The sequence below is a fragment of the Mesorhizobium sp. M1006 genome (assembly GCF_040318825.1).
GTDB lineage: Bacteria > Pseudomonadota > Alphaproteobacteria > Rhizobiales > Rhizobiaceae > Mesorhizobium.
Map to the genome: position 1 here is coordinate 1 of NZ_JAMYMZ010000038.1, position 26396 is coordinate 26396.

The 26396-nt window shown below is 61.6% G+C and carries 21 protein-coding genes and 1 pseudogene; 11 read left to right on the forward strand and 11 right to left on the reverse strand.

Annotation, left to right across the window (positions count from 1 at the left end):
• Positions 1 to 222: 222 nt before the first annotated feature.
• The 6 genes from NKH60_RS26340 to NKH60_RS26365 all read right to left on the reverse strand — a co-directional run bounded on the left by NKH60_RS26340 (position 223) and on the right by NKH60_RS26365 (position 8523).
• A complete protein-coding gene (locus NKH60_RS26340) occupies positions 223 to 2004 on the reverse strand; it encodes an NAD(P)-binding domain-containing protein (RefSeq protein ID WP_352614661.1) in 1782 nt (593 codons plus the stop codon).
• 139 nt (positions 2005 to 2143) lie between these two features.
• The gene (locus tag NKH60_RS26345) at positions 2144 to 4177 is read right to left on the reverse strand and encodes an aldo/keto reductase (RefSeq protein WP_352820761.1); all 2034 of its coding nucleotides are present in this window, start codon (positions 4175 to 4177) and stop codon (positions 2144 to 2146) included.
• 56 nt (positions 4178 to 4233) lie between these two features.
• The gene (locus NKH60_RS26350; RefSeq protein ID WP_352820759.1) at positions 4234 to 5331 is read right to left on the reverse strand and encodes an ABC transporter ATP-binding protein; all 1098 of its coding nucleotides are present in this window, start codon (positions 5329 to 5331) and stop codon (positions 4234 to 4236) included.
• Between the two features lie 8 nt (positions 5332 to 5339).
• Positions 5340 to 6191: a carbohydrate ABC transporter permease gene (locus NKH60_RS26355; protein ID WP_023675945.1), complete on the reverse strand. Its 852-nt coding sequence runs from the start codon at positions 6189 to 6191 to the stop codon at positions 5340 to 5342.
• Positions 6188 to 7048, reverse strand: coding sequence for a carbohydrate ABC transporter permease (locus tag NKH60_RS26360; protein WP_254817930.1), 861 nt, complete (start codon positions 7046 to 7048; stop codon positions 6188 to 6190). The genes NKH60_RS26355 and NKH60_RS26360 overlap by 4 nt, the downstream gene beginning before the upstream one ends.
• Positions 7049 to 7251: 203 nt before the next feature.
• Positions 7252 to 8523, reverse strand: a complete 1272-nt coding sequence (locus NKH60_RS26365) for an extracellular solute-binding protein (protein WP_023675947.1) — start codon at positions 8521 to 8523, stop codon at positions 7252 to 7254.
• Positions 8524 to 8629: 106 nt separating this feature from the next.
• Between NKH60_RS26365 and NKH60_RS26370 the strand changes: the two genes are divergently transcribed.
• The gene (locus NKH60_RS26370; RefSeq protein ID WP_352491733.1) at positions 8630 to 9502 is read left to right on the forward strand and encodes a helix-turn-helix domain-containing protein; all 873 of its coding nucleotides are present in this window, start codon (positions 8630 to 8632) and stop codon (positions 9500 to 9502) included.
• A 9-nt stretch (positions 9503 to 9511) separates the two neighbouring features.
• Here NKH60_RS26370 and NKH60_RS26375 read toward each other — a convergent pair whose 3' ends face one another.
• The gene (locus tag NKH60_RS26375) at positions 9512 to 10750 is read right to left on the reverse strand and encodes a M24 family metallopeptidase (RefSeq protein WP_352834892.1); all 1239 of its coding nucleotides are present in this window, start codon (positions 10748 to 10750) and stop codon (positions 9512 to 9514) included.
• 187 nt (positions 10751 to 10937) lie between these two features.
• Positions 10938 to 11276, reverse strand: coding sequence for a hypothetical protein (locus NKH60_RS26380; RefSeq protein WP_023675950.1), 339 nt, complete (start codon positions 11274 to 11276; stop codon positions 10938 to 10940).
• Between the two features lie 401 nt (positions 11277 to 11677).
• Between NKH60_RS26380 and NKH60_RS26385 the strand changes: the two are divergent.
• The 4 genes and pseudogenes from NKH60_RS26385 to NKH60_RS26400 all read left to right on the forward strand — a co-directional run.
• Positions 11678 to 11985 (forward strand): annotated as a pseudogene (locus NKH60_RS26385) (ferritin-like domain-containing protein); the annotation flags it as partial.
• 490 nt (positions 11986 to 12475) lie between these two features.
• Positions 12476 to 13690 carry a glycosyltransferase family protein gene (locus tag NKH60_RS26390; protein ID WP_352450264.1) on the forward strand — a complete coding sequence of 405 codons (1215 nt, stop codon included), beginning with the start codon at positions 12476 to 12478 and terminating at the stop codon, positions 13688 to 13690.
• A gap of 1 nt (position 13691) precedes the next feature.
• Positions 13692 to 14936: a glycosyltransferase gene (locus tag NKH60_RS26395; protein WP_352834889.1), complete on the forward strand. Its 1245-nt coding sequence runs from the start codon at positions 13692 to 13694 to the stop codon at positions 14934 to 14936.
• Positions 14933 to 16111, forward strand: a complete 1179-nt coding sequence (locus tag NKH60_RS26400; RefSeq protein ID WP_352834886.1) for a glycosyltransferase family protein — start codon at positions 14933 to 14935, stop codon at positions 16109 to 16111. Before NKH60_RS26395 ends, NKH60_RS26400 begins: the two co-directional genes overlap by 4 nt.
• A 212-nt stretch (positions 16112 to 16323) precedes the next feature.
• On the opposite strand, the gene NKH60_RS26405 is transcribed toward NKH60_RS26400, so the two are convergent.
• Positions 16324 to 16992, reverse strand: coding sequence for a class I SAM-dependent methyltransferase (locus tag NKH60_RS26405; protein WP_352470917.1), 669 nt, complete (start codon positions 16990 to 16992; stop codon positions 16324 to 16326).
• Between the two features lie 130 nt (positions 16993 to 17122).
• On the opposite strand from NKH60_RS26405, the gene NKH60_RS26410 reads away from it, so the two are divergent.
• The 4 genes from NKH60_RS26410 (at position 17123) to NKH60_RS26425 (ending at position 21759) form a co-directional block, all read left to right on the forward strand.
• On the forward strand, positions 17123 to 17443 hold the full coding sequence (locus NKH60_RS26410) for a hypothetical protein (RefSeq protein WP_352491729.1): 321 nt from the start codon (positions 17123 to 17125) through the stop codon (positions 17441 to 17443).
• 17 nt (positions 17444 to 17460) lie between these two features.
• The gene (locus NKH60_RS26415) at positions 17461 to 20175 is read left to right on the forward strand and encodes an ABC transporter transmembrane domain-containing protein (protein WP_352770398.1); all 2715 of its coding nucleotides are present in this window, start codon (positions 17461 to 17463) and stop codon (positions 20173 to 20175) included.
• Positions 20176 to 20332: 157 nt separating this feature from the next.
• The gene (locus NKH60_RS26420; protein WP_023675957.1) at positions 20333 to 20782 is read left to right on the forward strand and encodes a cyclic nucleotide-binding domain-containing protein; all 450 of its coding nucleotides are present in this window, start codon (positions 20333 to 20335) and stop codon (positions 20780 to 20782) included.
• A 122-nt stretch (positions 20783 to 20904) separates the two neighbouring features.
• Positions 20905 to 21759 carry an MBL fold metallo-hydrolase gene (locus NKH60_RS26425; protein WP_352834883.1) on the forward strand — a complete coding sequence of 285 codons (855 nt, stop codon included), beginning with the start codon at positions 20905 to 20907 and terminating at the stop codon, positions 21757 to 21759.
• Between the two features lies 1 nt (position 21760).
• Here NKH60_RS26425 and NKH60_RS26430 read toward each other — a convergent pair whose 3' ends face one another.
• Together NKH60_RS26430 and NKH60_RS26435 are read right to left on the reverse strand one after the other, a co-directional pair.
• A complete protein-coding gene (locus tag NKH60_RS26430) occupies positions 21761 to 22585 on the reverse strand; it encodes a polysaccharide deacetylase family protein (protein ID WP_352834881.1) in 825 nt (274 codons plus the stop codon).
• Positions 22582 to 23670 (reverse strand): glycosyltransferase family 4 protein, encoded by a 1089-nt coding sequence (locus tag NKH60_RS26435; protein WP_352834878.1) that lies wholly within the window; start codon positions 23668 to 23670, stop codon positions 22582 to 22584. The genes NKH60_RS26430 and NKH60_RS26435 overlap by 4 nt, the downstream gene beginning before the upstream one ends.
• 74 nt (positions 23671 to 23744) lie before the next feature.
• Here NKH60_RS26435 and NKH60_RS26440 point away from each other — a divergent pair, with 74 nt between their 5' ends.
• Both NKH60_RS26440 and NKH60_RS26445 read left to right on the forward strand, forming a co-directional pair.
• A complete protein-coding gene (locus tag NKH60_RS26440) occupies positions 23745 to 24923 on the forward strand; it encodes a DUF3095 domain-containing protein (RefSeq protein ID WP_352470891.1) in 1179 nt (392 codons plus the stop codon).
• A 104-nt stretch (positions 24924 to 25027) separates the two neighbouring features.
• Positions 25028 to 26371, forward strand: coding sequence for a nucleotide sugar dehydrogenase (locus tag NKH60_RS26445; RefSeq protein WP_352470890.1), 1344 nt, complete (start codon positions 25028 to 25030; stop codon positions 26369 to 26371).
• Positions 26372 to 26396: the final 25 nt, after the last annotated feature.

The following is a 26396-nucleotide window of genomic DNA, read 5'->3' on the forward strand; positions in this document are numbered from 1 at the left end:
GCCATCGCATCAAGAAATGCGCCTGGAACGACGACTATCTCATCAATGCCATCACTCATATGCGATAGCCCTGCCCTCGAGGGGGAGATGTCGCCGAAGGCGACAGAGGGGGTCGGTTCGACCGGGCTCGTCTTCCTGCAACGGATGGAGGCTGGCGCTCGACGCGCGGCGACCCCCTCTGGCCTGCCGGCCATCTCCTCCTCAAGGGGGGAGATCACAGCTTCACCGCCCCGCCGCTCCATAAACCGGCGTCGCAATGCCTTCCATCCTCGCCTTGATCTGCAGCGCGACGTACTTCGAATAGAAGCGCGACAGCGCCAGATTGCCGCCGTGGAACCACAGCGCTTCCTGTGCCGTCGGCTTCCACATGTTGCGCAATTCGCCTTGCCATGGACCCGGGTCGCCTTTCACGCCCGAGCCAATCCCCCAGCACGGGCCGACCTTGTTGGCGACTTCGCGCGAGACGATCGCCGCCACCGTTTCGTTCATCGAGAGATAGCCGGTGCAGGCGATGATTGCGTCGGCCGCCAGTTCGGTGCCGTCGTCGAAGAGGATGCCTGTCTGCGTCAGCGACTTGATCCCGACGCCGCTGCGGATGCCGATCTCGCCGTCGATGATCAGGTCGCAAGCGCCGACATCGATGTAGAAGCCCGAGCCGGTGCGGTAGGCCTTCATCAGGAGCCCGGTCTCGTCGTCGCCGAAATCGATGGCGAAGCCGGCGCCGCGCAAACGATCGTAGAAGGCCGCGTCGCGCGCCTTGATGATGTCGTAAAGCGCCCGCTGGCCTTGCGGCAGCAGCGCGAACGGCGTCGAGGCGACGATCATGTCGGCCTTCTCGGTGGTGATGCCGCGGGCCAGCGCCTTTTCCGAAAAGATCTCGAAACCGATCTCCATCAGCGTGTCCGACTTGACCACCGTCGTCGGCGAGCGCTGGACCATCGTCACCTCGGCGCCGCTCTCCCAGAGGTCGACGCTGACGTCATGGCCGGAACTTGCGGCGCCGATGACGGCGACCTTTTTGCCGCGGAATTTCTCGCCGCTGGAATACTGGCTGGAATGCAGGATCTCGCCGTTGAAGACATCGGCACCCGGCAGGTCGATGCGCCTGGGCGGGCCATAGGCGCCGGTCGCAAAGACGATATGCTTCGGCTTTAGCGTGATGCGCTCGCCGGCGCGATCGAGTTCGACCGTCCAGACCCTTTCGGTCTCGTCATAGGACGCGCTCACGCATGTCGTGGAGGTCCAGTAGTTGAGCTCCATGACGCGCGTATACATCTCCAGCCAGTCGCCCATCTTGTCCTTGGGCGTGAACACGGGCCAGTTCTCGGGAAACGGTATGTAGGGCAGATGGTCGTACCAGACCGGGTCGTGCAGCACGAGCGAGCGGTAGCGATTGCGCCAGGAATCGCCGGCCTGAGCGTTCTTCTCGATGACTATGGCCGGCACGGCCAATTGCCGGAGCCGGGCGCCCAGCATGATGCCGCCCTGGCCGCCGCCGATGACCAGGCAATAAGGCTGCTGGCCGGCGCCGAGTTCACGCGTCTCGCGCGCCCTCGCCTCCAGCCAGGTCTCGCGCTCCGGATCGGCCTTGTGGCGGACACCCAGCGGCCGCGCCGGGCCCTTGCGCTCCTCAAACCCCTTGAGATCGCTCATCGCGGTAAACAGTGTCCGGCATTTGCCGTCCCTGAGGCGCATGATGCCTTGGCCCCACGCCGATGACGTCTCGAAAGAAAACCAGGCTTCGATCGTGCCTTCGTCCGAAGTCGCTTCGCCGCTGAGCTGCCACCGGGCAGGTTTTGTCGTTGCCAGCGTCGCCGCCAGCATGTCGCGGATCGCGACGCGGCCCTCCATCGTCCTGACGTTCCAGGTGAAGGTCAAGAGATCGCGCCAGTAGCAGTCCTCGACGAACAAATTGGTTGCCGCCTCGACGTCGCCGGCCTCGAGCGCCCGGGCAAAGGAATCGAGCCAGGTGGCAGCCTGTTTCGTCGGTGCGATGTCGAGCATCTGTCTTGCCTAACTTCCAGTGGCCTTTGCGCTGACCTCATTCTTACCCTTTCCCGGTTCTTTGCGGGAGAGGGTAAGGGCCGTGCAAACAGTCCGGAAGCTAAGGGCGCAGCGTAGGCCGAAGCGACTGCCGCTGCCGTCAGGCCCGCGCGCGGGCCTGATCCGAACCGCTATCCAGCCATGCGAGATCGTGCGGCGAAAGTGAGATGTCGAGCGCCTGGAGGCTGTCTTCCAACTCGTCGAGCGTGCGCGGCCCGATCAGCGGGACGGACGGAAACGGCTGCGCCAGCACATAGGCGAGCGCGACGTGGATCGGGCTTTTGCCCAGCCGTTTGGCGAGCTCGATGGCGCGGTCGCGACGGCCGAAATTCCTCTCCGAATACCAGACCCGGACCAGCTCCTCATTATCGCGCCGGTCGCGCCCGGCGCGGTCGGTGAAGAAGCCGCGGCCCTGGCTCGACCAGGCGAAATTCGGCATCTGCCGGGCGGCGAGCCAGGCCTTCCATTCGTCGCTGGAGGAGGTGACGCAGCCTGCCCAGATCGGCTCCAGCATCTCGGCCAGCGAGAAATTGTTGGAAAGCGCGCCGGGCTTCTGCTTGCCGGTGCGCTCGGCATAGGCAATCGCCTTGTCCATGCGGTCCATCGTCCAGTTCGAGCCGCCGAACGGACCGCGAATGCGGCCGGCCTTGACCTCGCGGTCCATCGCATCGACGAACTCGTCGACCGGCACGTCCGGATTGTCGCGGTGCATGAAATAGACGTCGATATGGTCGGTCTGCAGCCGTTCGAGCGACTGGGTGAGCTGCTTGCCGATGACGTCGGGATAGCAGAGCGGCGAGTGCGCGCCCTTGCCGATGACCACCGACTGCTCGCGCACGCCGCGGTTCTTCAGCCACTGGCCGAGCAGCGTCTCGGTATAGCCGGAACCGTAGACGAAGGCGGTGTCGAACAGATTGCCGCCGGCCTCGAAATAGGCATCGAGCAGGATGGCGCCCGACGAAAAGGTGCGGAAATCCTCGAAGCCGAGCGCCAGGCACGAGGCCGGCCGCGGCAGGCCCGGAATGCTGCGCTTGGGGATGGCGGTTCCGCCGGAGCGCAGCTTCCGTCCGGAGATCGTGTTGACGCGCTTTGCCGGTTTCTCGATGTCGTATTCGAGCCCGATTGCGGCCCGCCATTTGTCGAGCACGCGCAGATTGCCGAGACTGTCGGCCCAGCCCATGCCGGGCCAGGCGAACTCCTGCTTTCCGCCGAGAATGGCCTCGCCGGCGGCGTCGACCTCAAATGCGTACAGCCAGCCGTCCTCCGTGACCTCGACCACCTCGGTGTCACCCGGACGGATGATGCGGATTTCGCCGGTGCCGCCTTGCTGGCCGCCGGCATACCAGAAATCCGCCACCTCGATGCGGCCTTTGCTGCCGAGAATACGCAAGACATTGTCCTGAGCGAGCGAGATGCTGCAGGACACTTCCGCGACGATGCCGCCCGGAAAATGCAACAGCGCCGACGCCCATTCGTCGACGCCGGATTGGCCGAGATGCGCAGCGCCGACGACTTTGTCCGGCTCGGCGAAGGGCTTTCCCACTGCTGCGCCGGCAATCAGCCGCGCCATCGAGACGGGATAACCGCCGACATCGAGAATGCCGCCGCCGGCGAGATCCTTGGCGTAAAGCCGGTGCTCCGGCATGAAGCCCGGCATGGCGAAGCCGAAGCTGGATTTGATCATCTTGATGTCGCCGATCGCGCCGGCCCTGATCAGCTCGACCAGCTTGGCCGTCTGCGGATGCAGCCGGTACATGAAGGCTTCGCCGAGAAAGGTGCCGGCCTTGCGCGCGGCATGGATCATGGCGTCGGCTTCGAATGCGGTCAGGCCAAGCGGCTTTTCGCAAAGCACGTGCTTTCCGGCCTCGGCCGCCTTGATCGCCCATTCGGCATGGCTCGGATGCGGCGTCGAAATATAGATCGCGTCGACATCCGGATCGCCAACCAAAGCCTCGTAGCCGTCCAGGATGCGGGCGCCGGGGAAAGCCTCGGTGAGCCCCGACTTGCCGGGATTGCGCGCCCCTAAGGCGACCAATGTGCCGGTGCGCGAATGGGCGACGCCCCCGGCAAAAGCCTTGGCGATGTTGCCGGGCCCGAGAATGCCCCAGCGAACTTTTTCTGGTTTGGACGTCATGTCAAATCTCCGTGGGGTGGCCGCGAGCAATCGCGATCGGACAAAAGAAAGATGGGTTAGCGAATGCGTGCGCCGGTGGCGTCGAAGAGAAGCGAGCGGTCGGCTTTGATCGACACCACCAGGTCGTCGCCGTTCGCGCGATGCCGCGAGGCCTCGCGCTCGATGATCAGTTCCTCGCGTCCGCCACCGGTACCGGAATTGGCATAGACATAGCTCACCGATCCCAAGTGCTCGGCGACGTCGGCCTTGAGGGTAAGGTCGCAATCGCCCTGGCCGGCGTCGAAGAAATGCTCCGGCCGCACGCCAAGCACAACATCGCCGCCTGTTGCAGGCAAGGCATCCGAAAGCGGCTTGCGCAGTCGCGCGCCGCGATGATTGACCAGTTGGACGACCGCCGCACCGTTGTCGGCCCCGACCATTTTTGCCGCCAGGAAGTTCATTTTCGGCGAGCCGACGAAGCCGGCAACGAAGCGGTTGGCGGGGTCGTCGTAGAGATCGAGCGGCGCGCCGATCTGCTCGATATTGCCGGCGTTGAGCACAACGATCCTGTCGGCCAGCGTCATTGCCTCGGTCTGGTCGTGCGTCACATAGACCATGGTAACGCCGAGTTCCTTATGAAGGCGCGATATCTCGACGCGCATCTGCACCCGGAGCTCGGCATCGAGATTGCTGAGCGGTTCGTCGAACAGGAACACTTGCGGCTCACGCACGATGGCGCGGCCGATGGCGACGCGCTGGCGCTGGCCGCCCGACAATTGCCGCGGCCGCCGCTTCATCAGCTCGGCGATACGCAGGATTTCGGAAGCCCGCTTCACCCGCCGCTCGGTATCTGCCTTGGGGTTGCCGGTCATTCTCAGGCCGAAGCTCAGATTCTGCTCGACCGTCATGTGCGGATAGAGCGCGTAGGACTGGAACACCATGGCGATGCCGCGATCGGCCGCCTCGACGTCGTTCACCACCTTGCCGCCAATGGCGATCTCGCCGTCGCTGATGTCCTCGAGTCCGGCGATCATCCGAAGCAGCGTGGACTTGCCGCAGCCGGAAGGGCCGACGAAGACGACGAATTCGCCGTCATCGATGTCGATATTGGCACCGTGGACGATCTCGAAGACGCCGAAGCGCTTGATGACGTTTTTGAGTGTGACTGCCGCCATGCTGATCCTTACTTGATGGCGCCGGCGGCGATGCCGGCAACGAAATGGCGCTGCAGAAGCACGAACACGACGAGCATTGGCGCCGTCAGCATCACCGCGCCCGCCATGATGCCGCCCCAGGACACCTTGGTGAGACCGATCAGCGTGCCGAGCGCCACGGGCGCGGTCATCGCGCCCGGCTTGGAATTGATCAGCAGCGGCCAGAGATAGTTGTTCCAGGAGGCAAGGAAGAGGATGATGGCGAGCGCCGCCAGCATCGGCCGCGCCAGAGGCAGTGCGACGAACAGGAATATCCGCCATTCCTTGACGCCCTCGACCTTAGCGGCGTCGAACAGCTCGTGCGGCATCATCGAAAAACTCTGCCGCATGAAGAGCACGCCCAGCGAATTGAACAGCGGCGGCACGATCAGCGCCACCCAGGTGTTGGCGAGCTTGAAGTCGCGCGCCACCATGATGAATTGCGGGATCAGCACGACCGCATAGGGCAGCGTGATGGTGCCGAAGATGATGGCGACGACCATGCCCTTGCCGAAGAAGTTGTAACGCGCCAGCGCCCAGCCGGCCATCGAGGTCAGCATCACCGACAGGAAGGTATAGGTCACCGCCACCGAGACGGAGATGCCGATGGCGCCGATGAAATTGGTGCCGCGCTGCAGATTGCTGACATTGTCGAGGAAATTGCCATGCGGCAAAAGCTCGATGTCGGGGCTGAAGATGCCGTTGTCGGGCATCGTCGAAAAAACCACCATCATCCATAGCGGAAACAGCCAGACCAGTGCCAGCGGCGTCAGGAACAGATGCAGCGCGATGCTGCGTCCCAATCTGGCCTGGGAGCGGCTGACTCTTGAGTGCGAGGTCATTTCGGTTCCCTCGTCAGCCATATCTGCACCAGCGAAATGGCGATCGCCAGCCCGGCCATGGTGTAGGCGACGGCCGAAGCGTAGCCGAAATTGAGCGACCGGAAGCCCTGGCGGTAAAGCAGCAGCCCGAGCGTTTCGGTGCCGCCGCCCGGCCCGCCGCGCTCGGTGATCAGGAAGGGCTCGGTGAACAGCTGCATGGTGCCGATGATCGACAGCACGGCGCAGAACACGATGATCGGCTTGAGCAGCGGCAACGTGATGTAGAAGAACTGTTTGACCTTGCTGACCCGGTCCAGGGTCGCCGCCTCGTAGACATCCTCGGGAATCGACTGCAGGCCGGCGAGCAGGATGATGGCGTTGTAGCCGGCCCAGCGCCACGTCACCGCCATCATGATCACCGCCATCGCCGGGGTGACGTTGGTAAACCAGTCGACACTGGGCAGGCCGATGCTGTTCAGCAATTTGTTGATGATGCCGTAGTCGAGATTGAACATCAGCCGGAAAACCGCCGAATAGGCGACCTCGCCGACCACGACCGGCGCGAAGAAGGCAAAGCGGAACAGGCCACGGGCCTTGAGCAGTGGCGAATTCAAAAGCACCGCCATCACAATCGCCAGCGAAATCATCACCGGCACCTGGATGACAAGGATCAGCAATGTGTTCTTCAAGGCATTGAAGAAGGCCGGATCGCCGATCAGCCGGCCCCAGTTGAAGGTCGGCGCGAAGCGCCACGGCACGGTGCGCGTCGCCTGGAACGAGATCAGGAAGGAATCGATGATCGGCCACAGCCAGAAGATCGAAAAAATCAGCAGATACGGCGCGAGGAAGCGATACGCCGTGGCGTTCTGGTAGCGCATCGTTTCCTCCTTTCTGCTTTCAAGTTCTTGCCTTCTCCCCTTGTGGGAGAAGGTAGATCGGCGCGTAGCGCCGAGACGGTTGAGGGGTGATGGCCGGAGTGCCGCCGGCGCCAAGCTGGAGCACCCCTCATCCGTCGCCTTCGGCTCCCCTTCTCCCACAAGGGGAGAAGGGGAGCCGCGCGCTCGGAGCCGCCTCGTCTAGATCACGACTTGACGGGCAGGCCGGTCGCCGCGGCGATCTGGCTTGCGGCATCGTCGAGCGCTGCCTTGGCGTCGGGATAGCCGCCGGCCAGATATTTGGTCTGCACCGCGCGGATGATGATTTCGGCGTCGCTCTGGAACGGCGTGCCGCGGCTGGGGACGACCTTGGGCAAGGTGCCGAGGATGTCCTTCCACACGGCTTGGCCACCCCAATAGGGCAGGCCCTCGGAGACATAAGGGTCGTTGAGCGCCGAGATCAGCGACGGCACCAGGCCGAAGCCTTTCAGCATGGTGATCTGGCCCTCATTCGTCGCAAGCGTGTATTTCAGATAGGCGTAGGCGGCTTCCTTGTTCTTCGACACCGAGGTGATGGCGAGCGAGGAGCCGCCGAGATTGGCGGCGCGCGGACCGTCGGCGGTCAGGCTCGGCATCAGATAGACGCCCCATTTGCCTGCCCCATCGGGCGATTCGGTGCGCACGGTGCCTTCATACCAGCCGCCATACATCTGCGTGGCGACCTTGCCGGCGGTGTTGTTGGTGATCTTGGTGCTCCAGTCGGCAGAGGAAATGATGCCGGCGTCCTTCATCTCCTTGATCTTGGTCATGGCATCGACGCATTTGGGCTGGTTGACCGTGATCGATTGCCCGTCGGCGGAGAAGTAGGCGCAACCCTGCTCGTTGGAGATCATGCGGAAGAATTCGGAATCGCCGTTGAAATCGGCGTTGGTCATCGTGACGCCGGGATTGGCGGCCTGGATTTTCTTGGCGGCGGCGATGAAGTCGTCCCAGGTCTTGATCGAGGACGGATCGACGCCAGCCTTCTCGTAGAAGTCGCGGCGGTAGAACATCGCCACTGGACCGGAATCCCAGGGCATCGCATAGGCCTTGTCGTCAACCTCGAGCTCGGTACGCTTGAAGTCGGGGAATTTTGCCTGGTCTTCCGCGGTGTAGCCGAGCGTATGCAGGTCGACGAAGCAATCCGGGAACTGGCTCCAGTAGTTTTCGGCTTCGCCGTTCTCGATCGTAACGATGTCAGGCAGCCCCTCGCCGCCGGCGGCACAGCCGGCGATTGATTTGTCGTAGGTCGGCTGGTTGCCAAGGTCCTCGACCGTCACCTTGATGTCGGGATACTGCTTGTTGAAGCCCGCTATGGTGGCCTTCAGCGACGAAGCGGCGATATTCCAGCTCCAGATCGTGATTTCACCGGACTGCGCAAAGGCCGGGCTGGAGCCCAAGGCAAGCGCGAGCGCGGCGCAGGTCAATTTTATGCGCATTGAAATCCTCCCATTTCAGTTGCTCTCTGTTTGCGAGCGTGGCTAGACTAGGCCTCGGGAAAGCCTTGTCCGCGACAAAGGGAATAAGAAATGAGCGGAAAGTAAGATGCCGGAAAGGCCGTTTTACCAGCCTGGCGCCAGCAGCGTGGAGGGCCTGCCGCTGCTGCTGCAGATGTTCCACACCCAGCCCCTGGTGATGCTAAAGCCGCATTGGCACGCCCAGGTCGAGGTGAATTTCATCGTGCGCGGCGCCGTGCATTACCGCATGGACGGGCACGGGCTTTCGCTTTCTGCGGGTGACATGTGCCTGTTCTGGGGCGGCCTGCCGCACCAGATGGACGAAGCGTCCGACGATGCCATCTATGCCGGCGCGCATTTGCCGCTGGTGCATTTCTTCCGGCTGCATTTGCCCGTCGATGTCCGCAACAGGCTGATGACCGGCGCGACGCTGGTGACCGACGCCACCGACCGGTCGGACGACCACAATTTCGAGCGCTGGAATCGCTATGCCCGCTCCGGCGACCCGGTCAAGGCCGAGCATGCCGTCAACGAGCTTTTGCTGCGGCTGGAGCGGGTGCGCTTCGAGCCTTACCGGCTGGTGCCCGAAACCCCGGTCGAACAGGAGATAGGCAGTCCCTTCGATCAGCAATCGCTGCGCAATGTCGGGCGCATGTGCGACTTCATCGCCGAGAATTTCCTCTACGAGATCGATTGCGTCGACATCGCCGCGGCGGCCGATATCCATCCCAAATACGCCATGAGCATATTCAAGAAATCGACCGGCATGACGCTCAATGAATATGTGAACTTGCTGCGCCTCAGCTACGCGCAGGCGCTGCTGATGCATCAGGATGCCAATGTGCTGCGCGTCGCCATGGAATCGGGCTTTGGCTCGCTCAGTGCCTTCAACAAGTCGTTCCGCAAGCTTTCCGGCATGTCGCCGTCGGATTTCCGCAGGGGCGTGGCCAGCGCCAGATAACGGCTGGATTCAAGCGATAATATCCAGGCGCCTCGGCAGGCGGTTCATCGGCGACGGCCCGTTGGCGGTGATCAGGAACTGGTCCTCGAGATTGAAGCTGGCGAGACCGTCGATGTAGAGCGGGATTTCGAATGCCAGCACCATGCCGGCCTCGATCACGACATTGCTGTCGGCCGAGATGAACGGCCATTGCTCGGAAAACACGGAATTGCCGACGCCGTGGCCGAAATGGCCGCGGCGATAGGAACGCAGGCCCTGGCGCGCCAGGCTTTCGCTGGCGGCGCGATGCACGGCGGCTAACGGCTTTCCGGGCATAAGCGCGGCAAGCCCGTCGGCGAAGGCGCGTTCGGCTATCGCATGCAATTCGGCCTGTTCGGGCGACGGCGGCCCGAAGGTGAAATTCCGCGACATATCCGAGGCATAGCCGTTCACGCTGCACACCATGTCGGCCTTCAGCGGATCGCCGGCGGCGGCGACGACGTCGGCGCCTTTTGGGCGAGCGCCCAGCGTGACGTATTCCGCCGTCGAGATTTGCTGCGACGACCCGGCGGCTGCATCCGCGACGCCTTGCCGGTAAAGCGCGACCAGCTCAGACTGACGCATGCCGGTCGTCGCATGCTGCTGCAGCCGCGACAGGCCGGCTTCCGACAGGGCGATGCCCTGCTGCAGAAGGTCGATCTCGCTCTGCGATTTGATTGCCCGCAGCCTGTCGAGAACCGGCGAGCCGTTGACCAGGGCAGTGCCCGGCAACATTGCCTGCATCGCGGAAAAATCGCTGGCCGAGACGAAATCCAGCTCGATGCCGAGCGTCGCACGCTCCAGCCCGAATTCTGCGAGGATCGTTTTCAGCTCGCGGACGGAGCGGGCAAGCTCGAAGGTCGCCGGACGTGAAAAACCGGGGGCGCGGCCAACCAGGCCGGCCTCGATGCGCTGCGCAACAGGCCGGTCGGCCGTCGCCGGCTCGAGCGACGCCGATTCGATCCAGATCGCATGCGTGCGCAGCACGGCGCCGGCCATCGCCGCCCGGAGCCGGGCAGCCTGGAAATCCGCCACCACGACGCCGAGCGGCAGGTCGCCTCGCTTGGAAATAACGACGAAACCGGCACCGGCCCGCCGGAACAGGCCGGCCGGGCCGATCCAGGCACCGGTGGCATATTGGAACGCCTCGGGCTCGCAAAGCACCAGCGCCTCGATGCCGGCGCGCTGCATCAGGTCAGTTGCGCGCTCGCGGTCGACAAAGCCGGCCATGGGATCTCCTCGAATGCACTCGAATCCGACGCCGATGCGGCGTCGTTTGGCCTTAGCGTAGCTTCAGTGCCGCCGTGGAGCAGCTTTTTTCTGGAAGCGCTGTTCACCTTGAGAGTTCGTCGTCGGGAAACGAAAAAGCCGCGGCGAACCACGGCTTTCAACGCGACAAGTGGTCTGTTTGGAATGCTTACTCGGTTTCGTCAGAGGTGTCGTCGGCAGTGTCTGCCGCGTCTTTCGCGGCCTTCCTGTCCAGCGCTGCCTGCAAGGCCAGCGTAGCCTGCGGTGAGGCCGGTGTCGTGGCAACGACCGCCATTGCATGAGCAACGCCGGTCGTCGACTTGTCCTTGGCCGCGGCGGAAGTGGCGGCTCCGTGTCCCTGCGAGCCGGCCCCGGCCGAGTTTCCGCCGTTACCGTTGCTGCCGCCATTGCCGTTGCCATTGCCATTGCCCCCGGGAGCAGCGAGTACCGGAGATGCGACAAGGGTGAGAGCGGCTACAGTCGCGAATAGACAGGTGCGCGTTTTCATAGTTCCTCCTTCGAGTCGCCCTCCCGCCAGGATGGGTTTCAGATGAAAAACGTCAGGACTTTCGAATCCGAAAGTCGGCTGTTACCTAGCTTTGTTCAAATACAGTATTCTACAAGACGGACCTTGGTCCGAAATCGATACGCAAAAGTCCTGGATTTTATCGACAGCGTACTTCGGACGACCGCAGCGGCGGGATTTTTGCTGCCGGCAGATCCGGCGCCGCTACAGCGCAGTGTGCGTCGGCTGACATCAGGCTAGGGTCGAGGAAACCTAGTTGCTCGACCATCGGTGAGATCATTCAAGGCGATTGAGAAACATTCCACATCTCCTGAAGTTGGGAGCGCAGGTGCGCTTTTGAGGTGCCAAAATGTTTGATGCCGGCGGGCTTTTGGGAGGAAGCCATGATCCGCGTCACGCCTGCATTTCGTGTTTCGCGCCGCCGCGCGTTGCAGTTTGGCCTGGGAGCAACGCTCGCTTCGGCCACCGGCCTTGCCCCGGTTTCCCGGGCCTATGCACAGGATGAGGTCAAAGGCGAAGACATTTTTTTCCGGTTCGCCCTCAATCTCGAATATATATGGAAGCCGAATATTACCTGCGCGGTACAACCGGAAAAGGGATCGAAGACTCGGATGCTGGCCCGAAGGCCGGCGCTGTCGTTGGCGGCAAACAGGTCAGCTTTGACACGCCTGCAATCGGCGAGTTCATGCGCCCATGGCGTCCAAAAAGCTAGTGAGTTCAATTGGCTCGCCCGAAAAGAGTCGAACTCCTGACCCCTAGATTCTGGTCTGAGAAGTCAAGATCTAGGCGGTTCGAACGCGTCCCCTACTCCGTCAACGCTCCGGCTTCCCACCGCCAAGGCACATCATGGTTTAGGAGCTTGGCTTAGACGCTCGAAGTGAAGTACCCAGCCCATATCTTATTCCATTCTGGAGTTTCCACGTTTTTCGCAGCGGTCAAGGCCGCCGAGAATCCGAGATGGTCAATACCAGTGAAATGATGCAGGTTCTTCTGGACCACGTGGCAAGCAGGCCGCTGAGCAGACGTAGCTTCCTGGTTTCAGCATATGGACCCTCTTTGTAATACGAATTGAAAATTGCGCCCTCATGTTTCAGAACAGGTCGGTAGACCCGCGAGGATGATTTCGAATCCTGCGGGTCGCTCACGGTCCTCAAGGCGAGAATTCTAAGAGACGTTCAACAATGACCCAGCACGCAGAAAACGCTCGAATTCTCATGTACAGCCACGACACGTTCGGGCTCGGCCATTTGCAGCGCTGCCGGACTATCGCGCATTCACTGGTCGAGGATTTCCGCGGACTTCAGGTGCTCATCATTTCGGGTGCGACTATAGCTGGCGCCTTCGATTACCGCGCCCGTGTCGACTTCGTGAAGATCCCCAGCGTCATCAAGCTGCGCAACGGCGAATACACCTCGCTGGAAAAGGACATCGATCTGCATGAGACGCTAAGGATGCGCCAGTCGATCATCCGCCATACAGCTGAGACCTTCCGGCCCGATATCTTCATCGTCGACAAGGAACCGCTCGGCCTGCGCGGTGAGATTGAGGACACGCTGTCCTACCTCAAGACGCGGGGCACCACGCTGGTGCTTGGCCTGCGCGAGGTGATGGATGCGCCGCATCTGCTCGAAGCAGAGTGGGCACGCAGAGACGTGATGCGCAAGATAGGCGTCTTCTATGACAAGGTCTGGGCCTATGGTCCGCCGGATTTCTACGATCCGTTGACGGGCTTGGATGTGCCCCCGGCTGTCAGGGCAAAGATGAGGTTCGTCGGGTTCCTGCAACGGAGCCTGCAGCGGAACGAGTTGCCCGGCCACCGGCCCGAGGGCGACTATATCCTCGTTACTACCGGTGGCGGCGGTGACGGCGCCGATCTGATCCACGACGTCATCGATGCCTATCAGCAGGATCCGCAATTGCAGCATAGAGCCCTGATCGTGCTTGGGCCTTACATGCCGGCGCGCAAGCGCAACAAGCTGCTCAAGAAGGGGTCCAAGATCCCTTACATCAAGATCATCGAGTTCGACAACCGCATGGAAGACCTGATTGCCGGCGCCAAGGCGGTAGTGGCGATGGGCGGCTACAACACCTATTGCGAGATACTGTCTTTCGACAAGCCGGCGCTGATCGTGCCGCGCGTCGAGCCCCGCCGGGAACAACTGATCCGCGCACGGCGCGCAGCCGAACTCGGCCTCATCGAGATGCTTTTGCCGGAAGAAGCCGAGGATTCCCGGCGGTTTGCTGATGCACTGAAGGTGCTGCCGGACCGGCCCCGCCCATCGCAGAGCAATCCGCATCTGACGCTGGAAGGGCTGCCTCATATTTCCGAAATCGTTGCGGAACTGCTCGACCGGCGGGCCGGCCATCACCTTTCGGTCATTGAAGGAATGACCTGAGTTGCAACATCGCAAGATCGTCGTGGTTCTGAAGGGTTATCCGCGGCTGTCCGAAACCTTCATCGCGCAGGAACTGCTCGGTCTTGAGCGTGCGGGGTTCGACCTGATACTCGTCGCGCTCAGGCGGCCGACCGACGAAAAACGCCACCCCGTGCATGACGAGATCAAAGCGCCCGTCCATTATCTGCCGGAATATCTGCATGAAGAGCCGCTGCGCGTGCTTCGCTCGCTGTTTGCCTATGTGCTGCGTCCGGGCTTCTGGCGCGCGCTCGGATCGCTGGCTGCCGATATGCCCCGCGACTTTACGCGCAATCGCGCGCGCCGCTTCGGGCAAGCGCTCGTGCTGGCGGCCGAATGGCCGGAAAACGCGGGCTGGCTGCATGCACATTTCGCGCACACGCCTGCATCGGTGACGCGCTATGCCAGCCAGCTTCGTGGCCAGCCCTGGACCTGCTCTGCCCATGCCAAGGACATCTGGACTTCGGCGGACTGGGATCTGGCCGGCAAGCTTTCCTCGGCGCGCTGGACGGTCACCTGCACGAAAACCGGCTTCGATCGTCTGAAAAAACTCGCTAACGGCAACTCGTCTGTGCATCTGAGCTATCATGGGCTCGACCTTGATCGCTTCGGCAGTTTCGGCGAGGCGCGAAAGCAGCATGACGGCTCGGCTCCGGACGAACCGGTTGTCGTTCTGAGTGTCGGGCGCGCCGTTGAAAAGAAAGGTTACGATACGTTGCTGGAGGCCCTTGCCCTGTTGCCCGGCGATTTGGCGTGGCGTTTCGAGCATATCGGCGGCGGCGAAGAACTGGAACGGTGCAAGGCGCTGGCGCAAAAGCTCGGCCTGGATGGTCGCGTCTCTTGGAAAGGCGCGCTTGCGCAGGAGGAGGTGCTTGAGCACTACCGCCGTGCCGACATCTTCGCCCTGGCCTGCAGGATCACCGCAACTGGCGACCGCGACGGTCTGCCGAACGTTCTGGTGGAGGCGGCTAGCCAGCGGCTTGCCTGCGTGTCGACCGATATTTCCGGCGTGCCGGAGCTTTTATCGCCGGATGAAACGGGGTTGCTGGTTCCGACGGAAGACCCGATTGCCCTGGCACAGGCGCTGGAGCGCCTGATCCGTGATCCCGTGCTCCGCGACCGCCTCGGCGACGCCGCAGAGCGGCGCGTGCGCGGCAATTTCGATCATATGGCAAGCATTGGACAGCTCAAGGAACTGTTCGAGCGGGAGTGGCGGGCCGCCGAATGAAGCGGCTGCGCGCTTTCTTCTATGTCCAGCACCTGCTCGGCATCGGCCATCTCGCGCGCGCCAGCCGCATTGCGGCGGCTCTGGTCGATGACGGGTTTGACGTTACCGTCGTGACCGGCGGAGCGCCGATCGCCGGGTTTCCGGGACTGGGTGTACAATCTGTAACTCTGCCACCTGTCACCTCCGGTGATGAAGGATTTTCGGGACTTGTCGACCTGCAAGGCAACCCGATCGACGATGATTTCAAGAAATGGCGTTCAGAGATGCTGCTGCAGGCATTCCGGGATTGCAGGCCTGATATCGTCATTGTCGAGGCGTTTCCATTTGGACGCCGGCAGATGCGTTTCGAACTCTTGCCGCTGATCGAGGCCATCGACGCGACGTCGCCCAGACCGCTGCTGGCGACGTCCGTCCGTGATATCCTCCAGGAGCGCGTCAAGCTGGGCCGAAACGAGGAAACGGTCGATCTCATCAACGGGCATTTCGATCTTGTTATGGTCCACGGCGATCCGGCTTTCGCAACCATCGACAAGACATTTCCACTGGCTGGGGCGATCAGGGCCGAGGTCACCTACACGGGGCTCGTTGCCGCGCCGCCGTCGCCCGCGGCCTCCGAGCGCTTCGACGTTCTGGTGTCAGTTGGCGGCGGGGCTGCCGGAAAGAGCCTTGTCAGATCCACCATCGCAGCGGCGCGGAATGCCAACAACGCTTGGAAATGGTGTTTGATCACCGGCCCAAACCTGCCGAAAGACGAGTTTGACGCGATCGCACGCGATGCCACGCCGGGCCTGTCCATCTTCCGGTTCCGCGAGGATTTCGCCAGCCTGCTGACCGGCGCCCGCCTGTCAGTCTCGCAGGCGGGTTACAACACGGTCTGCGATGTCCTGCGCGCGGGCTGTCGCTCCCTGCTCGTCCCATTTGCAGCCGGCGGGGAAACCGAACAGACGGTTCGCGCCCTGATGCTCGAAGAACTCGGTCTTGCAACGGTGCTGATGGAAAAGGACCTGACGCCTGAAGGTTTGGCGCAAGCGGTCGAACAAGCGCTTGTGGAACCGACGCCATCTGCGCATCGTCTCGATCTGGAAGGCGCGCGTCGCTCCGCGCAAATCCTGCGCGAGCGGCATCGAACATGGTCCCTAAACGTGGGGCCCGGTTTCGGAAAAGTTCATGATTAAACAGACGATAGATCCTAGAGCGGTTCATCGTTTCACGCAGAACCGCTCTGTCTCTTTGTTTTGACGCAATTCCGGACGGAAAGCCGTTTCCACACTTTCCTGCAAATGCCCTAACGCGCGTCGCGTCTGGTGAGATTCGTGCGACGCGCTTCAAGTCCTGTTTTTATGCGTGTCGTTGGCCCAAACCGCTACGCGCTTTTGGGCGAAATGCATTAAACAGTTCCAATCAGCATGAAGCGCGTATAATTTTTTGTCGGCAGTTCGCCGGAGAACCGCACCTCCCGTAGCGCCGCCATTTCCTCGAAGGCTGCAAGCGAAGCCACGCAGTTGATGTGCGTCGGCTCGCTGAAATAATCGTTCGATTGCAGCAGTACATTCGTGCCCGGCGGAAGCAGAGCAAGCCAGGCGCGCAGATCGGCTATGTGTTCGCAGCTCGTATTGATCATCAGATCGGGCCGCCCGGCCGCATAGTCGAGTGCGTACATATCTGCCGTCAGCGCCCGGAACCGGTCGCCGGCTTCCCGGTTGAGGGTCCGGGCGACCGGCGCGACTTCGGGATCGATGTCGATACTATCGACCGCCGCGATGTCGAAGCGGGCGTCGTTGAAAAGCATTGCCGGCAATACGCCGTACCATCCACCCAGAACCCATATGCGTCCGAAGCGGCCGCCGCCGCTTTCGAACAGCCTGTCGAGCGCCCACATCTTGCAGGCGACCTGCTTGTGGTTGAAGGCGTTGGCGATATCGGCCTTCGGATGCTTGGCGACGACCCGCGCCAGCCCTGCCACGAGAGGGCAGTTGACATAAGCAGCAATTCCCCGCGTGAGGTCTAAGGCTTGCTCGTGCCAGTCCATGGCATTGCGTGGTTGCGTGACATCCATCATAATTCGTCTTGTATGTTGGGATTTTGGGCGACACAACGCAATCTTGCCTCCCGCAAGACTGTTTGATTCCGCGGACGTGATCATGCTGCAAGCCGCTTGGCTATTGCCCGGTGCCGGAGAGAGCCTGTTGCATCTGTCCGGATCATCGGCGTCCATCCGCCAGCACCAGCCGCGCAGCTGCGGCCTCGTGCCGCTCGGCTGTTCGCCAAAGCCCTACGAAAGCCGCGGACCGTTTGGCCAGCCGCTGTCTTCGCCGATCAACAATGCCCATGTCGATGCCATCGACCATGCGTCGGAACTGGATCGCGCCGCCTCGCAGGTTTCTTGCATCGTTGAGCGCAGGACAATGTCCGTGCACAGCAGCTTCGAGCTTGTCGTTGGCGATGAAGAAATTGCCGATACGCCATTCGCCAGCAGGTGCTTTTACATCCTGCATCCTTCCAACTGAAGGGTCCACAGTCGCATATGGAAGCCAGCCTAGCCCGCTATATCTGGACGCACACCAAGAAGCAGCAACTCTGGATATTGATGATCGTCGTGCTTTCGATGATCCCGTATTTCATGTCCTTCGACCTGCCGAAGCTGATCGTCAACGGACCGATCCAAGGTCGCGGCTTCGAGCAACCGGGCGCGACCCAGCCATTCATGAGGCTACACTATAACCTGCCGTTCGTTGGAGAGGTCCAGTTCTTCTCCGGTTTTCAGCTCGACCGCAAGGAGACCCTGTTTGCCCTGAGCCTTGTGTTCCTCTTGCTAGTCGTCATCAACGGCCTGTTCAAATTCTACATCAACACCTACAAGGGCCGCCTCGGCGAACGCATGCTGCGGCGTATCCGCTTCGATCTGGTCGACCGTGTGCTGCGTTTTCCGCCGGTTTATTTCAAGCGGGTGAAATCCGCCGAAGTGGCGACCATGGTGAAGGACGAGGTGGAGCCGCTGGGCGGCTTCATCGGCGACGCCTTCCTGCAGCCGGTACTGCTCGGCGGCCAAGCGCTGACGGCCATGCTGTTCATCATGATCCAGAACGTCTGGCTCGGAATGATAGCGGTCGTGATCGTGGCGATCCAGATCGTGCTCATCCCGCGAATGCGGCGGCGGCTGATCGTGCTCGGGCGCCAACGGCAGTTGACGGCGCGCGCGCTTTCGGGCCGGGTTGGCGAAATCGTCGACGGCATCGGCGCGGTTCACGTCCACGATACATCAAACTACGAGCGCGCCGACATAGCTGCCCGGCTCGGGCTCATCTTCAAGATCCGCTTCGATCTTTACCAATGGAAATTCATGGTGAAGTTCCTCAACAATTTTCTCGCGCAGCTCACGCCCTTTCTGTTCTACATGATCGGCGGGTATCTGGTCCTTGAGGGGCGGCTGGACGTCGGCCAGCTCGTGGCCGTGATCGGCGCCTACAAGGACCTGCCCGGACCGATGAAGGAACTGATCGACTGGGATCAGGATCGGCAGGATGTCCAGGTCAAATATCAACAGGTCGTTGAACAGTTCACCGTCGAAGGTCTCATCGCGCCGAAAATCGGGGCATTGACGATCGACGATCCCGATCCGATGACCAAGCCGCTGTCGGCGATCAATCTGTCCGTAGCAGACGATGGTGGTGCAATGCTCCTCAACCGTATCTCCCTCCAGGTCAAGCCGGGTGAGACGGTGGCACTGGTCAGTACCGCAACAGGTGGAGCGGAGGCGCTTGCAGAAGCCTTCGCGCGGCTGACCTGGCCGGACAGCGGAAGGGTCGCTTCGGGCACCGACGACCTGCTTGAACTCCCCGAAGCAGTAACCGGCCGGCGCATGTCGTATGCCTCGTCGGATGTTTTCCTGTTCCAGGCAAGCCTCCGCGACAACCTGCTCTACGGGTTGAAGCATGCGCCGCTGACATCGGTGCCTTATGACGGTGCTGCGGCAGATCAGCAACGCTGGAACATTCACGAGGCGCGCCGGTCGGGCAATCCGGATCTTGATATCCACAGCGACTGGATCAACTATGCTTCCGCTGGCGCTACCGGCCCGCACGACCTCTTTGAAGCCGTGCGCCGGGTGCTCGACGCGGTTGTTCTGTCGCGTGACATTCTGGATCTCGGCTTGCGCTCTTCGGCCGACCTCACGCGTCACACGGAGCTTGCCAGGCGGATCGTCGAACTGCGTGCGGCGCTGCGGACCCGGCTGGAACAAGAGGGGCTGAGCGGACTGGTGGTTCCTTTCGAACCGGGCGCCTACAACAAGGAAGCAACGATCGGCCAAAACCTGCTCTTCGGCGCTGCCGCCGGCCCTGAACTGGCCGACAGGGCCCTGGCGGCCAATCCCTATTTTGCTTCCGTGCTGAGGCAAGCCGGCCTCGACCGAACGCTCTACGAAATGGGCTTGGAGATCGCCAAACAGGCGATCGAGCTGTTTGCCGACCTGCCGCCCGATCACCAGTTCTTCCAGCAGCTCGCCTTCATGAGCGCGGAGGAGATACCCGCCTACGAAACCTTGCTGCAACGGCTCAAGAACCGTCCCTACGAGGCGGTTTCGGAGAACGATCGCGCCATGATCGTTACCTTGAGCTTTGCCTACATCGAGCCCCGGCACCGCTTCGGCCTGCTGAGCGACGAGCTGATGAGCAAGATCGTCGCTGCACGCAACCGGTTCTATGAAGACCTGCCGCCCGAGCTGCACAATGCGGTCGAACGGTATGATCCTGCCAAATACATTGCCGCGGCCACCGTCATGGATAATGTCCTGTTCGGGCGTGTGGGCAACAATCATCCCGACGCGCCCGACCGCATACGCTCCATCGTCTATGACATTCTTGACGAACTTGGGCTTTATGGCGAACTTCTGGATGTCGGCCTGGACTTCAACGTCGGCTCCGGCGGCAGGCGGCTGACCGGTGGACAGCGACAGAAGCTCGATGTTGCCCGGGCCTTGCTCAAGCGTCCCGATTTTCTCATTCTCAACCGGCCGCTGTCGGCGCTCGACCAGCGCATGCAGGATAAGGTGCTGCGAAATGTGCTCGAGGAAGCCAGGCGCGACGGCCATTCGCCGGCAATTGTGTGGGTCGTGACGAATCCGGCAATGGCGATGATGTTCGATCGCGTTATCGTCTTCGACTCGGGTCAATTGGCGGAAGACGGAACACACGAGACACTTTTGGCAGGGAACGGTATCTTCAAGGAACTGTTGTCATAGAGCAACGGACATTCAGATGGGATCATTCTGCCGGTGCACGACATCGGGCTCGCCACCTTTCGCGTGGTTTGTCTCGCCATCCCGGAAAGAGAATTGATTCCATCTGGGCGTCCGTTGCTCTAGTCTGGCAAACGCGAATTTTGGAAGGTTTGCGACAATGCTGCTCAAGGATGAAGTTGGAATGCTGCAACGCGTTCCCTTGTTCTCTGCCATCGAGCCGACAAAGCTCAAGCTGCTTGCGTTCACATCCGATCGTGTGAGCTACAGCGCCGGCCAGATCCTTTTCCGGCAGGGCGACGAGGGAGACGCCGCCTATGTCATCCTTTCAGGCAGGGCGGATATTCTTGTCGATTCCGACAGCGGACCGATAAAAGTTGCCGAACTGGAGCCAAATTCGATCGTTGGCGAGATCGCCATATTGTGCAACAGCTCCCGCACTGCCACCGTCAGAGCGGCAAGTCCGCTGGAAGCCCTGAGAATCCGCAAGGATCATTTCCTGAGGCTTATGAGGGAGTTCCCGGAAATGACCATCGAGATATTGCGGGTTCTTGCCGATCGCCTAAGCCATACGACCGCGGATCTCATCGACGCACGAAGCGCCAAATAACGAAGGACGTGCGCTCGATCCTCGCCGTCGTGACGGCACTGTCCTCTCGCTGAGAAGATCACCCGGAGAAAGCCTGTCTCGCCTAGCAGCAGTTGTTTGGATATGATGGGCGAAGGGGTAGCATGGACGACAACGTTTTCCAGGTCAGGTTTTGGGGTGTCCGCGGCAGCATTTCGGTATCAGGGCCAGAATTCTCTCGCTATGGCGGCAACTCAATCTGCGTCGAGATGCGATGCGGCAAGCATACGCTTCTGTTCGACGCAGGCTCTGGCCTACGGCCTGCCGGCGCGGCGCTTCAGGCGTTGGGCGTGACCGATTTCGACCTGCTTTTCACCCATTGCCATTACGATCACATCATCGGGCTGCCGTCTTTTGCGCCGATCTATGACCGGGGCGCCAAGGTTACGCTTTGGTCCGGGCATCTTGCAGGACACATGACGACCCGGCAGATGGTCGATGAGTTCATGCGGCCGCCGTGGTTTCCGGTGAAATTGGAGGCCTGCAAGGCAAGCCTCGACTATCGCGATTTCGTATCCGGAGACGTGCTTCGCCCGCGCGAAGGGGTGGTGGTCCGAACCGGCAGTCTTATGCATCCGGGCGGCTGCATAGGCTACCGGGTCGAATGGGGTGGCGGCGTCGTGGCGGTGATCACAGACACTGAGCACGACCCGGACAAACTCGATCAGACGGTGCTCGGCCTGATCGAAGATGCCGACCTCGTCATCTACGATTGCACCTACACCGAGGAGGAAATGGAACGCCGCCGCGGTTACGGGCACTCGACGTGGCAACAGGGCGTCAAACTCTGTGAGGCGGCAGGTGCGCGGAGGCTTGCGCTGTTTCACCACGATCCGACACGCACCGACAAGGAACTGGACAAGATCCAGAAACTGGCCAAGGACAGGTTTACCGGCGCTTTTGCCGCGCGGGATGGCCAGACGCTCAACATTCCAGTCTCATTGCGCAAAAAGCGCTGAGCTATTTTCCTCTATCTCTTTGTCTTGACGCAATTCCGGACGGAAACCGTTCACACTTTCCTGGAATTGTTCCACCGGCGCTGCGCCCGATCAATGTCCTGATCGGAAGCCATGCGCAGGCTTCAGTCTGTGCGGTGACTGTGAACAGCCGTTCGAGGAAGAGCCAGGCCGATTCATCATGTACGAGATGGTGGGTGAGCAGGCCCACCGGTTCGCCCCTATCGAATGCATGCTGCAAGTGCGCGATGATAGCCTGAACCAACAGGCCATGATCGCGGCACCCGCGCGTGCCATGCCAATCCATGATGTCGACATTGCTGTTGATGACCGCAAGTGAAGCCGGCATTGGCGGCCCGTAGACCGACAATGCCGAAAATCCTATCGATCCAAGGTCGGATACCAAGCCGGCGTCGATCCTGTTCCAGGGTGGCACCAGCATCGGAACGGCACGTGCGCCGTGCAGGCCGGTTACGTGCGCCAGCCCGCGAGCCACATCATCGAGCACCGCCTCGCGTGGCCGATGCGCGCCGAGCTCCTGCTTCTTCTGGCCCTCGGGCGCATGATTTCGGTGCGCCCAGCCATGGATGGCGACCGTGGCATGCGGCGCCTCGTCAAGCCGAACGACAAGCTTCTCGTCAGTCAGGGCGGGAATGACGGCCAGAGTCACCGGAACCGCGAATTCACCAGTGAGGTCGAGCAACCGATCAAGCGCAGGCGTCGGATCCACGGCGTCATCGTCGCGCAGCCAGAACTCTGCCTTACGGTCCGCCCGTTGCCGGCTCGCCAGTTCCTCCACCAAGGGTTGCCAGATCTGATCGGATGTCATGAGGCCGGGATCTTTGCAAGAAGTTCGGCCAGACGCGCCGCCGCAGCACCGATAGAACGTTCTTCGAGGATGAAACGTCTGGCTTCTGCGGCCATGATGGATCTTTCGTCGTTACGGGCCAGAAGCCTTTCAATGGCAGAAGCGAACGCCGCCACATCGCCCGGCGGGGTGAGAAACCCGGCCTGGCCATCCCGCACGACCTCCGGCACGCCGGCGATGTCCTGAGCCACAACCGGAAGGCCGGCGGCCTGTGCTTCAAGATAGGCAACGCCATAGGCCTCGCCGAAACCCGGCCAGACGTAAATTCCCCCACTGTAGAGGACATCCGGCACGGCGGCTGGCTCAATCGCGCCAAGCCATTCGATACGGTCGGCGGGCAAGCCGGCGAATTGCGCTTTGATCTCCTCGCGGGCAGGTCCGTCCCCGACGACCGACATCGTCCAGGGCAGGTGACCGATCGAACCGAGCGCCTGCGCCAGCATGCCATAGCTTTCGACTTTGTCGCCCGGGCGCATCATGGCGACGGTAACGAGGCGCGACGGACAACCCCGCGCCGGCGTTTCCCGGAATAGCGATGTGTCGATGAAGGGCGAAAGCATGCCGAAAGCGGCGTCGGGTACCGCATCTGCCAGTCCCTGACGATCCCTTTGCGTGAAGCAGATGTTCAGCGCCGCCTGTTCGACGGCTCGCGCCACCAACGCTTGCGTATCGGCCCACAAACCGGTGTTGCGCCGCCTCGAATAGGAGGCTTCCGCTGTCACATAGGGGACACCAAAGGCCAACGCCAGTTCGGGCCCGATCAGGTCGGGTGCCTTGTAATAGGGATGATAGGTGAACCACAGATCGGGCTTGCCGTCACGATCCCAAAGCCTTGCCAGCCGCGCGGCTTCCTCCCGGGCCTCGATCTTGAGCGCATCGAAACTTTTCGAATCCGGTTCGCGTAGATAGAAGCGCAATTCGGATGCCAATTCGACGCTATGCCTTCCATGCTCCAGTGCCTTGACCAGCATCCGTGCCATCTGGCGGTCGCCGGAGGCAACGGGATGATTGGGCGACTTCAGCGGCGCGTAGAAGGCAATTCGCATCGCCGGACCCTATCATCGGAAAGCCTGCGCAAGTCAATTTCGAAGCATGATCGACTTCACCCTCAAGCACTGGAATGTGCTATTTGATGCTCATGGAAACAGCTGCCGCGTCCGATCCGTTTGTCGCTTCTCTGCCGGTCTTCGCAAAGTTCGAAAGCGTTGCCGATATCGATAACTATCGGCCTCTCCCCGATGGCTGGGCGCTGGCCACCGCAGACATCGTCGGCTCGACCAAGGCGATCGAGGCGGGGCGCTATAAAACCGTCAATATGGCCGGTGCCAGCGTCATTTCGGCGCTGCTCAATGCGCTGGGTAGGCAAGATCTTCCCTTTGTCTTCGGCGGCGACGGTGCGCTCGTGGCGTTTCCCGGCTCGGCGCTGGAGATCACCCGCAACGCGCTGGCGGCTGTCCAGAGATGGGTGGCGGACGAACTGGACCTGACCTTGCGTGCCGCAATCGTGCCGATAAAGGATATAAGAGCGCAAGGCCTCGACGTTCGCGTGGCGAGGTTCCAGGCCTCCGATGCGGTCTTCTATGCCATGTTCGCCGGAGGTGGTGGCAGTTGGGCGGAAGCCGAGATGAAAGCGGGGCGCTACCGCATCGATCCTGCGCCGGCCGGCGCGCGGCCGGACCTGACCGGCCTCTCGTGCCGCTGGAACCCGATCGAAGCCCGCCATGGCGAAATCGTCTCGATCATAGCCATACCGGGGGCGTCGCGCGACTTGCGCGGTTTTCAGTTTCTGGTTTCCGACATCATCGCCCTTGCCGGCAGGCAGGAACGCGATGGCCACCCGGTGCCGGTGAACGGGCCGGACTACAGTATGCTGCCCGCCGGCCTCGATATCGAAGCGCGAGCCACGGCGCCGGCAGGACGGCGGTGGCTGTCGAAGCTGTGGATAGTGTTCCTAATGACTCTTACGGCTGTTACGGATAGATATGGCTGGACGATCGGCAGATTCGATCCGAAGATCTACAAACGCGAAGTGGCCAGCAATTCGGATTTCCGGAAGTTCGACGATGGCTTGAAGATGACCATCGACGTTGACGCGGATGTGTTGCAACGGATCGAGGACCGGCTGAAACAGGCGGAAGAGGCGGGCATCTGCAACTATGGCCTGCACCGCCAGAAATCGGCCTTGATGACATGCCTCGTCGCATCGCCGCTGCAGCGCGATCACGTTCATTTCATCGATGGCGCCGCCGGCGGCTATGCGATGGCTGCCGCAAGCCTTAAGGCGAAGGTGCCGGTCTGACGCTTGCGGACATCGATTTTCCGCAATATGCCTCGGGGCTCTTGTGAGCGGTGAGCCTCACCATGGAAGCGGACGGCCTGTCCGAATTGACGGGAAGCAGATTTTTGGACGCCTCACGATCGACATATGACCGTCTTCTGAACCGGATTTCGACGCGTGCCGCGCAAGTCGGCGTGATCGGACTGGGCTATGTCGGGTTGCCGCTGGCGGTTGCGATCGCACGCGCCGGCTTCCCGGTTTCCGGCTTCGACATCGAAGGCCAGAAGGTCGAGAGCCTGAACAACGGCCAATCCTACATCGAGGCGGTGACGTCGACAGCTCTTGCCGGCCAGGTGGCAAGCGGACAGTTCCGCGCCACTGCGGATTTTGCCGAACTGGCCGTCTGCGATGTCATCATCATCTGCGTTCCGACACCACTGACGAAACACCGCGAGCCGGATCTCTCCTTTGTCAGGAACACCGCAGGCACCATCGCGAAGCATCTGCGTCTCGGCCAGCTGATCGTGCTGGAATCGACCACCTATCCCGGCACCACCGACGACGTGATCAAGCCCATCCTGGAAAAAACCGGCTTGCAGTCGAGGATAGATTTCTTCCTCGGCTTCTCGCCCGAACGCGAGGATCCCGGCAACCGCAGCTTTGAAGTCGCGACGATCCCCAAGGTCGTGGCAGGTGACGGCATTGAAGCGGCGACGCTCGTGCAGGCTTTCTACCATGGCGTGGTCAAGACCGTCGTTCCGGTTTCCACCACGGCGACCGCCGAGGCGGTCAAGCTGACGGAAAACATCTTCCGCTCGGTCAACGTCGCCCTCGTCAACGAGTTGAAGATCGTGCTCGGTGCGATGGGAATCGACATCTGGGAGGTGATCGAGGCGGCAAAGACCAAGCCCTTCGGCTACATGCCTTTCTATCCCGGCCCTGGACTTGGCGGGCACTGCGTTCCGATCGATCCCTTCTACCTGACGTGGAAGGCTCGCGAATACGAACTGCCGACCCGCTTCATCGAGCTGGCGGCAGAGATCAACACGGCCATGCCGCGTCATGTGGTCGATGAACTGGCGAAGGCGCTGGACCGGCGCTGCGGCAAGGCGCTCAGCCGCTCGAGCATTCTCATCATCGGGCTCGCCTATAAGAAGAATGTGCCCGACATCCGCGAAAGCCCCTCATTGCGGCTCATTGAACTCATCGAGGAATGGGGCGGCAAGGCGGAATTCCACGATCCGCATGTTACCGAAATCCCGGCCACACGGGAGCATATGGCGATCAAGGGGCGTCGCTCGGTCGAATTGACCGAGGTGGCCTTGAAGGATTTCGACGCTGTCGTCGTTGCAACCGACCACGACGCGATCGACTATCAGGCGATCGCGGATCACGCTCTACTGATCGTCGACACACGCAATGTTTTTGGCCGCCTCGGGCTAGCCCGAGAGACGGTGGTGAAGGCCTGACGGCGTCCGAGCCGGCGAATTTGTG

Coding starts and splice junctions, on each gene's coding strand:
- NKH60_RS26340 (WP_352614661.1), bottom strand. CDS start 2,004: ATGCTCGACATCGCACCGACGAAACAGGCTGCCACCTGGCTCGATTCC.
- NKH60_RS26345 (WP_352820761.1), bottom strand. CDS start 4,177: ATGACGTCCAAACCAGAAAAAGTTCGCTGGGGCATTCTCGGGCCCGGC.
- NKH60_RS26350 (WP_352820759.1), bottom strand. CDS start 5,331: ATGGCGGCAGTCACACTCAAAAACGTCATCAAGCGCTTCGGCGTCTTC.
- NKH60_RS26355 (WP_023675945.1), bottom strand. CDS start 6,191: ATGACCTCGCACTCAAGAGTCAGCCGCTCCCAGGCCAGATTGGGACGC.
- NKH60_RS26360 (WP_254817930.1), bottom strand. CDS start 7,048: ATGCGCTACCAGAACGCCACGGCGTATCGCTTCCTCGCGCCGTATCTG.
- NKH60_RS26365 (WP_023675947.1), bottom strand. CDS start 8,523: ATGCGCATAAAATTGACCTGCGCCGCGCTCGCGCTTGCCTTGGGCTCC.
- NKH60_RS26370 (WP_352491733.1), top strand. CDS start 8,630: ATGCCGGAAAGGCCGTTTTACCAGCCTGGCGCCAGCAGCGTGGAGGGC.
- NKH60_RS26375 (WP_352834892.1), bottom strand. CDS start 10,750: ATGGCCGGCTTTGTCGACCGCGAGCGCGCAACTGACCTGATGCAGCGC.
- NKH60_RS26380 (WP_023675950.1), bottom strand. CDS start 11,276: ATGAAAACGCGCACCTGTCTATTCGCGACTGTAGCCGCTCTCACCCTT.
- NKH60_RS26390 (WP_352450264.1), top strand. CDS start 12,476: ATGACCCAGCACGCAGAAAACGCTCGAATTCTCATGTACAGCCACGAC.
- NKH60_RS26400 (WP_352834886.1), top strand. CDS start 14,933: ATGAAGCGGCTGCGCGCTTTCTTCTATGTCCAGCACCTGCTCGGCATC.
- NKH60_RS26405 (WP_352470917.1), bottom strand. CDS start 16,992: ATGGATGTCACGCAACCACGCAATGCCATGGACTGGCACGAGCAAGCC.
- NKH60_RS26415 (WP_352770398.1), top strand. CDS start 17,461: ATGGAAGCCAGCCTAGCCCGCTATATCTGGACGCACACCAAGAAGCAG.
- NKH60_RS26420 (WP_023675957.1), top strand. CDS start 20,333: ATGCTGCTCAAGGATGAAGTTGGAATGCTGCAACGCGTTCCCTTGTTC.
- NKH60_RS26425 (WP_352834883.1), top strand. CDS start 20,905: ATGGACGACAACGTTTTCCAGGTCAGGTTTTGGGGTGTCCGCGGCAGC.
- NKH60_RS26430 (WP_352834881.1), bottom strand. CDS start 22,585: ATGACATCCGATCAGATCTGGCAACCCTTGGTGGAGGAACTGGCGAGC.
- NKH60_RS26435 (WP_352834878.1), bottom strand. CDS start 23,670: ATGCGAATTGCCTTCTACGCGCCGCTGAAGTCGCCCAATCATCCCGTT.
- NKH60_RS26440 (WP_352470891.1), top strand. CDS start 23,745: ATGTGCTATTTGATGCTCATGGAAACAGCTGCCGCGTCCGATCCGTTT.